Raw genomic sequence first — 15,798 nt, forward strand, 5'->3', positions numbered from 1 at the left:
TTATTTGTGTTTAATTAGGCGACATTCCCGCCCGTTCCTGATCCAAAGATAATGCCTTAAGTGCATCAATATCTGATGCCTCTTTTTTACGCTGTATTAGCTCAATGCCTTCTGATAACGCCACATGTGCCTCTTTCATCAAAATGTCAATTTGATCATCTACATCTTCGCCTTTATTTTTTCTTGTATATAACGTACTTGCTTCACGATTAAACTCTCTTTTTACTTTGCTTTTTAGAGCTCTAAATGCATATCCGGCTTCGACGGTGGCAAGTAGTTTTTTATGGTTTGAAGAAACGGTATCGAAAAATATTGCAACTAAAACGGCGATGCCAAGCTGTTGGTGCCAGTCAGAAAATAGACCTGTTGCAACCACAAGACTCCCTCCTGCAGCGATAACTTTAAGGATATAGGCTACCAATCTTCGAACATTCCCTGCTCTCTCTCCTTCTGTCCTCCCTCTATCTGCCTCTTTATAGAGCTCATCTAATTCTTTTTCTAACAGATTACTATGGCTCATAACTCGCAACTCTCCATTTATTTTTATCCGCCCATAGTCATTTGACTATAGTTATTGTTCTGATCTGAAAGAACCAAAATTTTAATTGATTTCGAGTTGCCTAAAGAATCTGTTACTTCTATGGATATATATCCTTCCTTCTTTAGCCAAAACTTTGGGTCAGTAGATATTCTATAAACTTCGCCAGATTGAATAATAGCGCTCCTGCATGCAGAACAGGGTTTAAACCCTGGAGGAGGTGGACTATCTACAAAGCAGCTGTTAATTATTTCAAAAGGACCATCTCCGGTAATCACAATTTTTCTTGTTTCACCAGTTTGCATGGGAGTTTCATCGTATCCATCTATATTTATCATGATAATTTCCTCCGAATGAATTTACTGCCATTCTTTAAATTTGGCAGCCCTAACAGCATATTAGCGTGAATACCGGTTAGATCCAGTTCCTAAAACCGTACAGATCCACAGCTAAATTATTTTATTCATAATAAGAACAATAACCTACCACTATTGTACTAGTCACTCAAGCCAAAATGGCTTTGTTGAAACCGAGCCTTGTTCATAGCGAGACTTGGGGTCTCGTTATGTAAAGCTACTAACTTATTGAATCTATGTAAATTAAATCAGTTCTTCACTTAAACGAGACCTCCAAGCGCGAGAAAACGAGAAATTTGACATGGAAACTGACTACATTTGCTTATACCTGTATAAATAATCAGCATTTATGGTTGGATGATCTATAACGTTTGAAATAATCATCTAGTTAAGTTTATCCAGGCTCGCACGCATTCGGGATGACAACGTTGTTTGGCAGTAACGGGGTTGTTTTATGATGGCTGGGTTATTTTTCAAGTGCGTCTGAGATGACAGAGTTGTTTGTGAGGTGCGTTTGGAACCTGACACTGCTGCGCGGTGTTTGAGTAGATCCCGGCTCGCAAGCGTCCGGAATGACGGAGTTGTTTATGAGGTGCGTCTGGAATCTGGCACTGCTGCGCGGTTTTTAAGTAGGTCCCGGCTCGCACGCGTCCGGATGACGGAGTTGTTAGTAGGTGATGTTGGTGAGGTACGCCTGGAACTTGGCACTACTGCGCGGTGTTTGAGTAGATCCCGGCTCGCACGCGTCCGGGATGACGACGTTGTTTGGAAGTGACGGCGTTGTTTATGAGGTACGCCTGGAACCTGGCACTAATGCGCGGTGTTTGAGTAGATCCCGGCTCGCACGCGTCCGGGATGACGGAGTTGTTTGTGAGGTGACGGAGTCGTTTGGAAGTGACGGTATTGTTGGTGAGGTGCGCCTGAAACCTGACACTGCTGCGCGGTGTTTGAGTAGTTCCCGGCTCGCAAGCGTCCGGGATGACGGAGTCGTTTGTATAGCGAGGTGACTGAGCAGAAAACCGCCCTGTTACAATTCAGATTCATCTCACAACCGTTCGGGTTAAGCTTCTCGCTCCCCAAACACTACTTTAAAGCTTGCGCCGCCTTGCTCGTTTTTGCAGGTAACCGTGAGTTTGGCGTTGTGAAAGTCGACGACTTCTTTGACGATAGACAGGCCCAGTCCACTGCCGCTCAGGGTAGATTGCTCCTGTCTCCAGAAGCGCTCAAACAGGCGGTCGTAGAATTGCGACTGGATACCGGGGCCGTTGTCGCTCACTTCCAGTTCAGTGGCACTCACTCTGACCTGAATCTTGGCATTGTCTTGTGAGTGTTTCAGGGCGTTTTCGACCAGGTTTTTAATCATAATATGCACGGCAGCTTTGTCTGCCAGGATCTGAGCGGTGCCTGGTTCCGTATCCAGGCTTAACTCCTTATCAAACTGTACTGCCAGCGGTGCCAGCATCATGCAAACTTCCTGTGCCAGCGCTGACAGGCTTACCGGTACCTTGTTGTACACCACAAAGTTTTGCGCGCGAGAGAGATCTAAGAGTTGCTGCACCACCCGGCTCATATAGGCGACATCGTTGACGATTTCTTCGCGGATCTGGGGGGCAATATCGGCCAGCTGAACGCGGGTATTAAGTACAGCCAGTGGGGTTTTAAGCTCGTGGGCGGCGTTGGCCACAAAGCGCTTTTGTTCATCAAAGCCTCCCTCTACCCGCTCCATGGCCTGGTTCAGTGAATCCACAATCGGCTGAATCTCATAAGGCAACCCCTCGTTACTGAGCCTGAAACTAAGCTGCTCCGGTTTGATCTGCTTTAACTGGCCAGCTACGGCTTTAACGGGCCGCACCACAGAGCGCACCGATAAGTACCCCACCACCATAAACACCCCAAATGCGGCAAAAATGGTGATGGCCGTCACTCGGTTTAATGCCGGGATCACGGCTTCGTTCGCCAGTTCTGTGATCAGGTCGTTGCGTGCCATGTCCAGCAACAGCGCCTGTCCGTCCAGTGTGAGTTCGGTACGAAAACGATCAACGCCATCAAGATGCGAATACCCAAGCGCAATGGTGTCGGTCAGCGCTGCCAGTGCTTCAGAGCCCTGCTCACTGTTTACAGACTGGAGCAATACCTGACCATCCTCGGCGCGCAGAACACGAAACGCAAAGTTATTGTACAGGGCGTCATAGCCCCACTTTTCAATCACATTATCAGGGGTATACACAAGTTGCTGTTGCTCAAAATGCAGTGCATCCCCTACGTCCTCAATCATGCCTTTCATACTGACTTCGAGCGCCAGATTGGCATAGTTCATCGAAAACAGGTGCAAGATCACACCTATTCCGGTGAACACCACCGAGCCTATCAGAATAAAATGCAGGTAGATCTTGCGGGCGAGGGAGTTTTTTATGATTTTCATGCCAGTATATATCCTATGCCGCGGAGCGTTTTAATGGTGACGCCCGCCTCAGTACCATCAAGCTTCTTGCGAATTCGATGTACCGCTACCTGCAAAGCGTTGTCGGTTACTTCAAACCCCATGGCATAAATGGCGTCGTATAATGCATCTTTGCCCACGGTTAAGCCAACATGGCGCAGCAGATATTCCAGGATAGCCACTTCTGTCTTACCCATTGAGAGGTTCTCGCCGCCTACCGTTACGCGGCGAGATTTCGGGTCAAGCGCCAGGTTACCATGAGACAATAAAGTGCCAGTGTACTGACTGGGACGACGAAGCAAAGCACGCATTCTCGCCAGTAGCTCGCCGATATCAAACGGCTTGTTGATATAGTCATCTGCACCCAGATCCAAGCCGGCTATGCGATCATCCACACTGCCCCGCGCGGTTAAGATCAGCACCGGAACCGGGTTGTCGGCACCCCGTAAGGCGGCAATCACATCGAGTCCGTCTTTGTCGGGCAGCCCGAGATCCAGAATAATAGCGTCGTAGTGCCATAATGCCATTTGATCGTGCAATGCGCCCGCACTGGTGGCTATGTCAGCTGCGTAGCCTTCTTTAGTCATGGCCTGCTGAATAAAGCTCGCCAGTTGCAGGTTATCTTCGGTGATCAATATGCGCATACTACTTCCTCCATTTTTGCCTTACTCTACTTGTTCCACTTTATTCCAGACAGGTTTTACGTCAGCTCCGGTAATTCAATTGGCATTGACCTGTTGCGCTTGGGTAGCAACCATTGCAGCAGAACAGGGATCACCACCAGCACCAGAATGGTTGAAGTGATCAATCCGCCTATCACAGCCCATGCCAGTGGCGGCCACAGAGGACTGCTGGCCGAGGTTAAAGGTAGCATACCCACTATGGTTGTGACCGAAGTGACTATAACAGGACGCACCCTGTTTTGTACCGATAACATGATAGCTGCCTGCGTATTCTTCCCCGCTTGTACATACAACAAAGTACCGTCGATCAATAAGATAGCATTGTTCACGACTATTCCTGCCAGCGCCAGGATCCCTAACACCGACATAAACCCGAACGGCACCTGAGCCAGGCTCAGCATAGCCGGCGCACCAATGACGGCAAAGGGAATGCTCAGCATCACCAGCAAAGTTAAACGTAACGAATTAAACTGCAGCACCAATGCAATAAAGAGCAACAGCGCACCAGCTGGCAGGGTTTTAAACAGGGCATTGTTTGCCTCGCCAGACTCAGCCATTTCCCCGCCAAACGTTAACTGTAATCCGTATCGCTCGGCAATAGCTGTCAGCTCTGGCATCAGCTCAGTAAGCAGCGCAGCCTCATCCACGCCGGGTGCAACTTCGCTGATCAGTTTAACCACGGGTACACCGTTTCTGCGCGCCAAAATGGCTGGCTGGCCGACTATCTTAGTATCAGCAAGCACATGAACCGGCACCGGTTTTTCGGTCAGTGAGGTCAGTACGCCGGTGTTCATCAGATCAATACTGTCATGACTTGAATCCGGGTCATACAGCACAACGGATGTCGGCTCATCATTAAAGCTCACCTGAGTCATGGTTAGTCCTGCACTGCGCCATGCCAGATAATCATTAAGCTGGCTTTCAGTGAGGCCAAGCTGACTCAGCCGTTGCTGATCAAAAGTCATGGTCAGTTGAGGCACCGCCCCCGAGTAGGCTTTGCCGGGAGTATCAAAACGTCCATCTGAGCTTAGCAAGGCAAATACCTCTTCGCCCGCCCGACGTAAGACTTTGTAGTCTTCACCGCTTAACCACATTACCACCGTACTTTCCAGTGGCGGCCCTTGCCCGAGCTCCCGGGCTCGCAGAATGACTTCCGGGTAGTCGCTTTGCAACTGGTCGTTCAGCTGTTCAACCAGCAACGCCATATCGGTATGCGCTTGGGCGGTCAGTACCACCCGGCCAATATGGCTTTCATCCGGTTTTTGCGCCAGGTTGTAGTAAAAGCGCGGGCCGGAGAAACCATTAAATACTAGGGTACGCCGCACATCGGCATGTGCACTGATGTCTTCTGCTATCCGGTTTAATGTACTTGCTGTGAGCTGTTTGTGCGTGCCCATGGGCAGCTCCACATCCACAATGGCCTGATTACGGTTGGTTTTTGGAAAAAACTCACCATCGGCCTGCGGCAGCGACATCAACCCGGCGCATAGCCCAAATACAGCAACTAACGTCAGGGTTTTGTGCTGCAGGGTAAACTTAGATAAAGCCAGTGCGCCCTGCTCTAAAATATGTTGCAGTTGCTGCTGCCAGCGAGAAACCGGACTTTTACGTACAGGCAAGTAACGGTTCAGCAAAGGCACCAGCGTTAACGCAATGGCGTAACTGGCCACAATACACAAAATCACCATGACCGGAATACTGGCGATAAAATCGGCCACACTACCTTTGGCCATCAGCATTGGCAAAAACGCTGCAATGGTTGTCACGGTTGCTGCACACAGTGGACGCCACAACTCGGTAATACTTTGGATGGCACTGTGTAATGGTTCGCTGCCCGCAGACATATGCCGGTTAAATCGCTCTGCAACCACAATGCAGTTATCGACCATCAGGCCTAAAGATAAAATCAGCCCGGCAATGGTCATCTGGTGCAATACACCATCCATCGCACTAAAAGCGGCAATGGCCGACAATGTGATAACCATAACGGCAATACATACACTCGCAGCACCACTGGCAGAGAGGAAAATAAACAAAATAACAGCAATGGCAACCAGGCTCAGCATTAAAGATTGCATTAGCCCGTCTTTGCGCTTTTTGGCCCACCTGGGCTGAAACAGTTCTATCGTGACAGCGTCTGCCCCATAAACCTCATTGAATTGCTCAACCAGCCCGGTAACCTGCTCACCCGCCTGTGCAATACGGATCCGGTTGGGCACCAGAGTCACCGCCACACCAACGCGTTGCTGACCGTTGATCCAAAAAGATTCACTGGCTTTTGGATCGGGACGATAATGGATATCGGCCAGCGTAGATAAAGGCAGTTGCTGGCCCTGACCGGTTGCCACAAGTTTATCCTTGAGCTCAGCCAGAGAATCCAGTTGAGCCACAGGCGACAGAATAAGGTTAGCCCGGTCGTCGGTGATACTGGCAACCGAGTCAATCTGATTGGCACCGGCGATACGCTGGACAATCTGCAAGGGCGTGACACCCGTTTGCAACATAGTTTGCTGCGAATAGGCCACCGCTATCTGGCTGCCCGGGTCGCCCACCAGCTGAGCATTGCGCACTGTACTGAGCGCCAATATCTGATCTCGCAATTCAATGGCCAGTTGGCGCTCCTGTAGCAGGTCGCCCCGACTGCCAACAGACAATAAAATACCCTGGGTGTCCTGCACGCGATCTAAGATAGTCATAGACAGCGCCGGATTACTCTGGCGTATGGGGGCAACCCCTTCTTTGATCCGCTGCCAAACCTGGTCGGTGTTATACACGGTTTCTTTCAGTTCAATATCCAGCGACGCGGAGCCGTGTTTCACCTGAGCGCTGTAGGTCTGAATTTCATCTATTTGCGCTAAAACACGCTCCAGAGGTCGAATGTAGCGCTGTGCCAGAGATTCAGCTTCCAGACCATTGGCATTGAGTACAATCATGCCATTGCGATACGGGAAGCTGGGATCTTCTTGCTCCGGGGCGCTGTACCAGCCACCCAAACCGGCAAGACACAAAATACATACCAGGCCCAAAATAAGGCGAGGGTTAACAAACCAGGGAGGTCGAATCACAACTTACTCCTTATTAAACGAGTGGCTTAGCAACATGCGGCTATCAGCAAATATCAGTGCGGGCGATTCAAGTGGCTCAGGGCTGCTGACAAGAATATGGTGGGCACGCCCAGTGATTACCTGAACATAACGGCGCTGTTCAGGCTCTGATTGCAGTACCACATAGGGCTGACTGGCATCGTCATAATGTAACGCACCACCGGGCAGGCGATACAAAGGCTGATCTGAAAGCGGAATGTTTAATTGCGCATTCAGGCCCATCCAGGTCTGATTATGTTCTTCCAGCCGGACTTTCAAAAAAAAGAAGGGAGCGCGTGACCCCAGCGGTAAGGTACGCTCCACTATCAGGCCTGTTACCGACTCGTTCAGCGCCGGCACAAAAACCTCCACATACTCCTGCTCATTGATTGTCAGTGCTACTTCCTCAGGTATCGCAAAACGGGCATGTAAAGCGGATGCAGCCTGAAAGTTCAGTACCGTTTGGCCTGCCTCAGCAAACTCCTTGCGCCTTACCAGCAGATCGCTCACTACCCCGTCGAACGGGGCACTGATGGTGAGCTCCGCAAGCTGATTGCGAGCGGCATTTACCTCAGCCTGTGCTTTATTCACTTGCTGATAAGCCATATCCAGATTACGTCGGCGTTGATCTAGCTGCGACTGGGTTTGCAAATTGCGTTTAACCAGTGCCTCGGCGCGTTCGAACTCAGCCTGACTGTTGGTCAACTCTGCCTGTGTGCGCTGAAGCTCTGCCCGCGCTTGTTCAAGCAAGGCATATGCAACAGGGTCATAAAGCTCCATCAGTACCGTACCACGCGTCACAAATTGCCCGGCACGTACCCAGAGCTTTTCAACCCTCCCCGATTTTAACGCAGCCAGCTGGGTGTCTTCGGCCCCTTCTATCTGGCCAAAAAACACTTTCTGTGGCACCTCGACTACCCGCTCTGGCATCGCAGTGGCAAACTGAATCGCCCTGACATGGTTTGTTTGTGCCTCTGTATTGACTTCTCTTTGCTGATCCTGGCAGCCCAGCATGGCGACCAGACTCAAAAGGATAAGCGCTTTAGAAGACATACACATACCCCAACAGTAACTGCACAGCGCCGGATTGCTCGATAAGTGGAGAGTCTTTAATTTCGCTGCCATAAGCGGTGTAACTCAGATCGGCTTTTATCATATGGTTACGACCAAAAAACCAATCACTGGAGACACCCACTTCAAGATTCATGGTTGCGTCACCTGTATAAGCGATGCGCCCGGTGCGCTGCTCTGTTGGTAATACTCCATAGTAATAATCAACCAGGTCCTCACTGAGGTAACTTGCAGAGATATAAGGCGTTATCCGCCCGTCACCAACGGTAAACGGCACACCATAGCTAACACTGGCTTCATAGCCTTTGTGGGTGCTGGTAACATCATGCATAAAGGAAAAGCCGAACTCGCCAAACTCCGTATCAAACTCCCCTTCAAAGCCAAAATCAAAGCTCATATCCCTGTCTTCCATCCCCAGGAAAATATCACCGTCGGCTTCCTCGTAGCCGTCCAGCCTCAGCTGCCCAACTACAGAGAACTCAATATTGTCCTGCTGCCAGACTTTGTAGCTGCCACGTGGTCCCAGTAATGAAAAATTGCCATACTGGATGGCCAGAGCGGGCACTAACATAGTCTCATTGCCAACATCTGTGTAGCCCTGATCCTGAGATACAACCGCCGCGCCAATTCCCCACTGAACGCCTTGCTCCTGATCATCAGCCAGGGTTGAAAAACTCATTAATGCCAGAGAAATCAAAGAAACTGTTTTATTCATTACCATGCTCCGTTAATCAAATTTACTGTATCGGACAACGCTTTTGTCCGGGGTTGAGTAAAACTTAAAGGAACAAACTTTCTTGAAACTTACACGGTGGTAATTTTATGAGAATACAGGTTAAGGGCATGTAGCACGCACAACACAGTAAGAGATGAAAAGCAGGAAGCACTCAGGCCTAGACTGGCTGAATATTTCCCGGCTTCAGTGTCTTTGCATAAAGGCTGTTCAGGGAGTCAGCCCATCGTTAATTTCGGTAGTGAGCGTACAGGACGTCAGGCACATTCTCATTACCAGTGCCCGGGTAATCAAACTGTGACTAGCCATACCACGCTTTGCCTGATGTAACTTTATGGTTGCTGTTGAGCCCGCAAAAGCGGCTCCTTTTCCCCTTGTTCATTGTCCGGCTTGGGCCATGCTTTGTCATGTTGATCTTTCGCTCTAACTCCTTTGGATAGCGCGGTTCCCAATCCCGTAGCTCCCGTTATAACCCCCTTCGTGGTACCCGTCGCCAAAGCATCGCCCCCGATCACAGTCGTTGCTGCCACTTCGACCCAATGGGCAACTGAGGCCACTTTATTCACAAAGCTCAGTAACTTCGCTTTCTTTTTAGCACGTTCTTTATCACCGTTTAGATAATTGGCAATCAGGGTACATATACTGCGGATAGATTTTGCAATGCCAAATACCCAAGCGCTTGTCACTTTCACCAGGCTTCCGCCACCGATCACAGCGCTGGCAATAGAGGTGCCCGCTTCGAGCGTGCGCAATGCATCCATCACACCAAACCAAAATTTGGCACCGTTGCTGTCCGCTGGCTTTTTGTTGCCCAACAGCATAGTAATCACGCCACGGGCAAACTTGGATGCCCCGATACAGACCGATAGCAACCCTGGGATTGCCAACGTCCCATGAGAAGCAGCCAGCACAACTCCCCCGGCGATTGCCGTTAACACCCCTTCAGTTATTAGCAGGAGTCCTTTGGCTCTTGAACCCAGGCTAAATTGCTGCTGAACCCCTAACGCCTTGTCTTGAAACTGAGTAACCACAACAGTGTTGCCGTCTACACATTTACCATGTAGCTGAGCCGTGCCCTGTCTGGATTGTTGCCACAGCTGATAACTATCCTGACTCATAACAGCATAATTCACATCTTCCATACCCTGAACAGGTTTGAACTGTGCTGTGTGATTTTTATTAAGAGGCTGAGCTTGTAATGTGGAGTGTGTACGCGTTTGGTTATGGCTCTGGCTATGGTGATCGTATGCTCGTTGCAGTGCCCTTGCCCCCATGATGTCCGCTTCACGTTCCAGTGCCGCATCATCATTGACGTTTACGCCATTAACTCGCGTGGTCGGTTTTACTCTGCCCTGAGCCTGCTGCACGATATGGCCGAGCTCGTGGGGCAAATGATGAGCCTGACCCGGCGCTAAATGAATGTCACTTCCCTGGGCATAAGCATGTGCCTGAACCTGGGCTGGTTTGCTGGAATTATAATGAACTTTGACATGATCTAAGCTCATTCCCGACAGTGACTCCATGCCCGACTTAAGGTTGTCTGGCAGCCCGGTGGTATTGTTCTTTTGCAACTGTGTTGATAAACGACGATTATCAACGAGTGGGCTGGCCTCCACTTTTTGTGCCGCTTGCTGGCTTGACTTCGCGGTGTTGCGCTTATACTGCCCGGTACTTTGGCTCATATTGTTATCCTTAAAGTGGCAGCGATATCACTTGAACTTGGTTTTGGTACTACCCTGACTAAACTGCCCGTCCGGATAACTGCTTTTATTACTTGCCCACCACGTATTTGCTTCTGCGTGGTTTTTAAATGCTCCAACATACTCCCAGGATCCGTCAGCGGGTTTCACCCAGTAATATCGGTCTCCTTTTAATTGCGCAGTGTGCTGTTGCATTGCCCGCCTGTCCTGCAATGGTTTCGATAAGCGTTGTACGGCACTGTGTTTAGTATCTGACTTCTCAATTTGAATGTGTTTCATTACATACGCTCCAAGATACTGCTGTTAATGGTTTTGTTGTCTTTTTGCAATTCCTGTCGAATACTCTCAAGCAAATCAGCCTGGTACACTCTACGTTCGTCACGCCTGATAGCATTAAGTGCGCACTGACGCAGGATGTTAATGATTTGCCCGCCCGACAGTTCAAAGTCTGTGGCGATACGCTCTAAGTCAATGTCGTCGTCGAGCTCACACACCTGCGAGAAGGCGTTTTGCCACAACTTCAGCCGCTCATGTGGGCCCGGGATGGTAAATTGCACCATATTTTGAAAGCGCCGGGTAAAGGCTTCATCCATATTGGCGCGAAGATTCGTAGCCAGGATCACAGTGCCCGGGAAATCCTCGATACGTTGCAGCAAATAGCCAGTCAGCTGGTTCGCATGACGATCATTTGACGAGCTGGTAGCCGTTCTTTTACCAAACAACGAATCGGCTTCATCAAAAAATAAAATCCAGTCTTTATAACTGGCTACGTCAAACACGCGCGAGAGGTTTTTCTCTGTCTCGCCAATATATTTAGAGACAATCATGGACAGGTCAACGCGGTATATTTCGCGCTCGGTTGTTTTGGCAAGCAATGCAGCGGTCATTGTTTTACCGGTTCCTGGCGGCCCGAAAAACACGGCACGGTAACCCGGTTTTACTTTTTGCCCTAATTGCCACTCATTCATCAACACGGCTCCGTACTCCAGCCAGGCACGGATCTCATCAACTCGTTTCATTACCGCATAATCCAGTACTAAATCATGCCAGTGATGAGGGGTTTCCATCGCATGCGCTGGAAAACTAGTGCTGAGTTCTGGTGCTGTGTGTATACCGGTCAGAAAATAACTAAACCAATGCTCGGTAATTTTATAGACGCCCGCCCAATGCGGTAAAGACGGATCTGCGGGTAACAGCTCTGTCACCTGCTCAGACATAAAGCGATGTCGACTCGACAATAAAAGGTCAGCCTGTACGCGCCATAACGGGTCATTCCCCGAAATTAAGAAGCAAACAGTTTGTCCGGTCGGAACAAACCCACCAAAAGCTTTATCACTCACACCACCAAATTCACTGAAGCTTTTGTCTATCAACTGATTTACACCAAACAAAATGTCGAGCACATCGGGTTTAACAGCCGGCGCCATTGCCACCGCTAAGGCTAATCGCTCAAAGGTATTAAGCTCCCAGTCACGGACCAAATCACCATAGGCGCTCATGCCATACTCAAACTCGGGCGGCGTGATCTCAAACCAATGATGTTCATGTCCTTCTTGCTTCAAATAGTTGCAAATAACCTGATTTACCACGTTAAACAACCAGTCCATTTCCATATATAGCGCTGCTAAGTTTTGCTCTGATGAGTATGTCATATCTCAGTCCTAATGATTTTCGCTCAGACGCAAAACATCATCAAGATTGGCATCTTGCCACTGGAAAAACTCCTGGCAGGTATTGATGTTGAGCTGCTCTGTCGCAGAGAGGTTAAGCAAATTAGCATGCAACCAGTTATCCAGCGGCAGTCTGGGAGAGCGCTCAGATGAACAATGCAGCCGCGCCAGATATTCGTCATACATTTGCTCGCTGAGGGTGAGCTTCTTTGCTTTGAAAAAGTGCATAGGGACATCATTTTGATGCGCAAAAAAAGCCAAATCATGGTTGCTGGTCAGCTGGCATTGTTTCTGTGCTAACAAGTAGGCACTATTGTCCTGCTCTCCGGTCAGTGTTAATTCTGCCCCCTCTTGCGCAGCAACTGCTAATCCCCACCTTTCAACCACAGCAACGGCTGTAATCACGTACACATCACGAAAAGTAAATTTGCTTTGGGTCAGCTTAACTGTCAGCTCTGGTGACACTTTTGACCAGTTACTCATAAAGGTCGCCAGCGCCACGTCACCATGAAACAAATAATCGCCCCGATTTTCAAAACGAAATGCTTGCTGGCGCCTTGTGCGTTGCTCATCAATTAAAGTTTCTACCGTCTGCATATCGCTGACCTTTATGCAACCGCGCGACGTTCGCCAGTCGTCCATTTGGATTGGAGCATAATCGTACGCTTCTATGGGGTTCACCAGCTCCAGGTCTACACAAGTATTCAATAACCTTCTGACACGTCCCTGATTGATCTGAAACACATCGCCCAGTTCAATTCTTGTATCAAAAGGATACATAGGGATCCATTTCGTGTCGTTGTAACTGTCAAAGTAGAAGTTTCTAAACGTCATTGTTCAGTCCTTTCAAAAAGGCCAGGGTGTTGTACTTCACACTCAACACCCGCTATGTAAAGCACATCTAAGCCGCAAATGCAGCCGCTTTGGCCGCATCCAGACCTGCTTGTAATGAAGCCAGGCTAGCCTTGGCTTCAGAAAGGTTAGTTTTCGCATCCTCTAACTGCTGATTAGCCATGTCACTGGCTTCTAGTGCGTTGTGATAACCGTTTACGGCACTTTGATAACTTTTCAGCATCATTTGGCTCAATGAATCCACATCCGCTGTCAGCCCCTGGACCTGCTGAACTTGTAATACTGAAACCTCTGAAATTTCAGTCACAGGCGTGATGGTTGAATAACAGCTTTGCAGCGCGGTCAAAGTCAGCGCAATAGCATTGTTGGATTCAGTGGTTGCATTACTCAGATATGTAATTAACTCATCGGGAATGATTTGGTTCACCGCTTTACGGCGGTTAACAAAGTCTTCGAGCTTTTCGATAACGTCCACCGAAAAAATCAACTTATTAATAAGCTTAGACATATGAGTTGATGTCTCTTGTAGCTTAAAACTAACTGAGTCGGCCTTGCTGTCTGTGCCAATCTGGACAGACACCAGATTAATGTATCTCGATGTTTCACCTAAGTCAGACTGAAGCGTTTTAGCCTGGTTCAGGTGAGCAAGCGCAGACGCCTGTTTATTGCTGGCCAGCAATAATAAGTTGGCAAAATACGCCTGTTTTTCCGTTAATGAGCTCACCACATTGCTCAGCTCATCGACCGTATACTGAGCCTGAGTAACCTGGCTGGTCAGGGCTTGAATATCGGCGTTTTTGTTTTGTGACACAGCTGCCTGAAGCTGATAACCAGAATTTGCTGATGACATAATTCCTTCTCCTTATTCTTTATCTTTGTCTGCGGCTTTTTTGTTGGTCGCCTTTTTTTCTTCAGGCTCGGAAGTCGCGTCAGCCTCTTTCGCCTTCGCTTTTTTATCTGATACAGCTGTGCTGGCACTATTTTCTTTGACAGCCCTTTGTGCCGGCACCGAGGAACAGATTGGGCCTAAACTGACTGGCTTGATTGGGTTGATATAGGTAAAGCTGTTTTCTGACAACGAGAGTTCTGGTAGATACTTCGGCAAGTCCGCTGCACTCTCAGGCAGGCTTAGCACTGCAACCACGTACTCGTCATTCATCACTAACGGGCTGCCAAAGTTGTCTGTAACGTCGGCGATACTGCCAATATCTATCGTAAACTGCTGTTCTGTAGCGCCTTTGTACTGCACTTTATGTGAGATATAGTTGGCGCTTGAAACTTGCTGAGATATCGGCACATTGAAATAAAACGGGATCTTACCAAACTCAGAGGATGTCATTAGGCCAGATTCAGAAGGTTTATTCTTCGGCAACAGCATTACCCTGAATTCGGCTCTTAATTCGCTCTGTCCGTCAACGCCTGCATCGATCGTGATTGTTTCACCTGACACGCTGATATCTTTAATGGCAGGCATTAAATAAACGGGGGTAAATGACGCAGACGCGCTCGATACCATATTGTCATACACGCCAATATATCTCTGATAATCCAGCGATAGCTCAACATAGACGAATGCGACATATTCCCCACCCGCGACAATTTTATCTCCATCTATATCCAGAACAGCCTCTGCGCCACCATACAACAAGGATGCCTCAAGCTGAGAGGCCCCACTCTTTGTCGTCATTTGATAGAATCTGTTGATACTGGCATCATTCGATTTGTATTCGCCAAACAGCGTTTCAACCTGCTCAAGGGTCACACTGGACTGATTGCTGGCCTTAGCTATAAAGACGTATTGCTCTGGCGGTGTCGCGGAGGCAGATGGTACTGTGATATTAAGTTGCGTGTTGTCCTGAAACGGCTTGTCGTAAATCTGGCTTGATACTGTCAGTGTGTTACTTGATGGCTCCAAATCCACTGTAACGTCCAGATTTAGCTGACTATTGGCATTGTCTACTGACTCATCGACGCCTTTGAGCTCACAATTGGCATCCTGCAACACTCCTTCGGCTTTTCGTTCTGCCTTTTTATCATTATTCAGAGCTTGCTGGTCGACAACAGACTGCTCACTCAAAGTCGAGACATCTGCATTGGTTACACTCAGCAGCGCCTCCAGTTGGGTTTTTGAAGCGGTGACACTGTTCAATGCGTCCGTACTCATTAATTCAGAACATTGACTGGACGCTTCCATGGCTAACTGTGATGTATATTCTGCGTCGTTGGCCGTTTGCGATATAAAGTAGTTAGCCTGTTGCGTTCTTTTGTAGATGTCCGTGTCATAACTAGATGCAAGTGCAATATTTAACGCACTGCCAATATTGGCGGCCACTTTTGAAATTGAATTCGACGCAACCTTTATATTGGCAGCCATTGCAGCCACATTACTTACCGCAGTCGTCGTATTGGCTTGTAGCGTTGTAGACGTTGCCAACAGGTTTATTACGGCGTTATCACACAAAACAGCTTGTGTATTGATGTTCTGTGCATCCTCAAGTTGTTGATTGGTATTTGCCAGGCTATCGCCGGTGTTGATCTGTGCGCCTTGTGCATAGTACAGATTGTATTGTGCACTGCGCTGCTCTGACTGCATCTTCTGCTGATCGGCGTACAAGCTGTTCAGCGTGGAACTGATCGTCTTTTGCAGGTTTTCATTGTATGAACTCATACTT

Annotated in this window: 13 protein-coding genes; all 13 read right to left on the bottom strand. The window is 48.7% G+C overall.

The window, feature by feature from the left end; all coding sequences use genetic code 11:
• Positions 1-10: 10 nt before the first annotated feature.
• Positions 11-520 (bottom strand): hypothetical protein, encoded by a 510-nt coding sequence (locus ELR70_RS15910; RefSeq protein WP_054017465.1) that lies wholly within the window; start codon positions 518-520, stop codon positions 11-13.
• 23 nt (positions 521-543) lie between these two features.
• Positions 544-876 (bottom strand): hypothetical protein, encoded by a 333-nt coding sequence (locus tag ELR70_RS15915; RefSeq protein WP_054017466.1) that lies wholly within the window; start codon positions 874-876, stop codon positions 544-546.
• A 1,078-nt stretch (positions 877-1,954) separates the two neighbouring features.
• Entirely contained in the window at positions 1,955-3,316 is a 1,362-nt protein-coding gene (locus ELR70_RS15920; RefSeq protein WP_054017467.1) for an ATP-binding protein, read from the bottom strand.
• Positions 3,313-3,978, bottom strand: a complete 666-nt coding sequence (locus ELR70_RS15925) for a response regulator transcription factor (protein WP_054017468.1) — start codon at positions 3,976-3,978, stop codon at positions 3,313-3,315. The genes ELR70_RS15920 and ELR70_RS15925 overlap by 4 nt, the downstream gene beginning before the upstream one ends.
• Positions 3,979-4,034: 56 nt before the next feature.
• Positions 4,035-7,082, bottom strand: a complete 3,048-nt coding sequence (locus ELR70_RS15930) for an efflux RND transporter permease subunit (protein WP_054017469.1) — start codon at positions 7,080-7,082, stop codon at positions 4,035-4,037.
• A gap of 3 nt (positions 7,083-7,085) precedes the next feature.
• Positions 7,086-8,153, bottom strand: a complete 1,068-nt coding sequence (locus ELR70_RS15935) for an efflux RND transporter periplasmic adaptor subunit (protein WP_054017470.1) — start codon at positions 8,151-8,153, stop codon at positions 7,086-7,088.
• Positions 8,143-8,886: a MipA/OmpV family protein gene (locus ELR70_RS15940; RefSeq protein WP_054017471.1), complete on the bottom strand. Its 744-nt coding sequence runs from the start codon at positions 8,884-8,886 to the stop codon at positions 8,143-8,145. The genes ELR70_RS15935 and ELR70_RS15940 overlap by 11 nt, the downstream gene beginning before the upstream one ends.
• A gap of 350 nt (positions 8,887-9,236) precedes the next feature.
• Positions 9,237-10,586: a DUF4157 domain-containing protein gene (locus ELR70_RS15945; RefSeq protein WP_082353378.1), complete on the bottom strand. Its 1,350-nt coding sequence runs from the start codon at positions 10,584-10,586 to the stop codon at positions 9,237-9,239.
• A gap of 27 nt (positions 10,587-10,613) precedes the next feature.
• Positions 10,614-10,883, bottom strand: coding sequence for a hypothetical protein (locus ELR70_RS15950; RefSeq protein WP_054017472.1), 270 nt, complete (start codon positions 10,881-10,883; stop codon positions 10,614-10,616).
• Entirely contained in the window at positions 10,883-12,256 is a 1,374-nt protein-coding gene (locus ELR70_RS15955; protein WP_054017473.1) for an ATP-binding protein, read from the bottom strand. Before ELR70_RS15955 ends, ELR70_RS15950 begins: the two co-directional genes overlap by 1 nt.
• A gap of 9 nt (positions 12,257-12,265) precedes the next feature.
• On the bottom strand, positions 12,266-13,108 hold the full coding sequence (locus ELR70_RS15960) for a hypothetical protein (protein ID WP_054017474.1): 843 nt from the start codon (positions 13,106-13,108) through the stop codon (positions 12,266-12,268).
• Positions 13,109-13,175: 67 nt separating this feature from the next.
• Complete coding sequence (locus ELR70_RS15965; RefSeq protein WP_054017475.1) at positions 13,176-13,976, bottom strand: hypothetical protein; 801 nt, start codon at positions 13,974-13,976, stop codon at positions 13,176-13,178.
• Positions 13,977-13,988: 12 nt separating this feature from the next.
• Positions 13,989-15,794, bottom strand: a complete 1,806-nt coding sequence (locus tag ELR70_RS15970; RefSeq protein ID WP_054017476.1) for a hypothetical protein — start codon at positions 15,792-15,794, stop codon at positions 13,989-13,991.
• Between the last annotated feature and the right edge of the window lie 4 nt (positions 15,795-15,798).

This window comes from Pseudoalteromonas sp. R3 (assembly GCF_004014715.1).
In the GTDB taxonomy this organism is placed as follows: Bacteria; Pseudomonadota; Gammaproteobacteria; order Enterobacterales; family Alteromonadaceae; genus Pseudoalteromonas.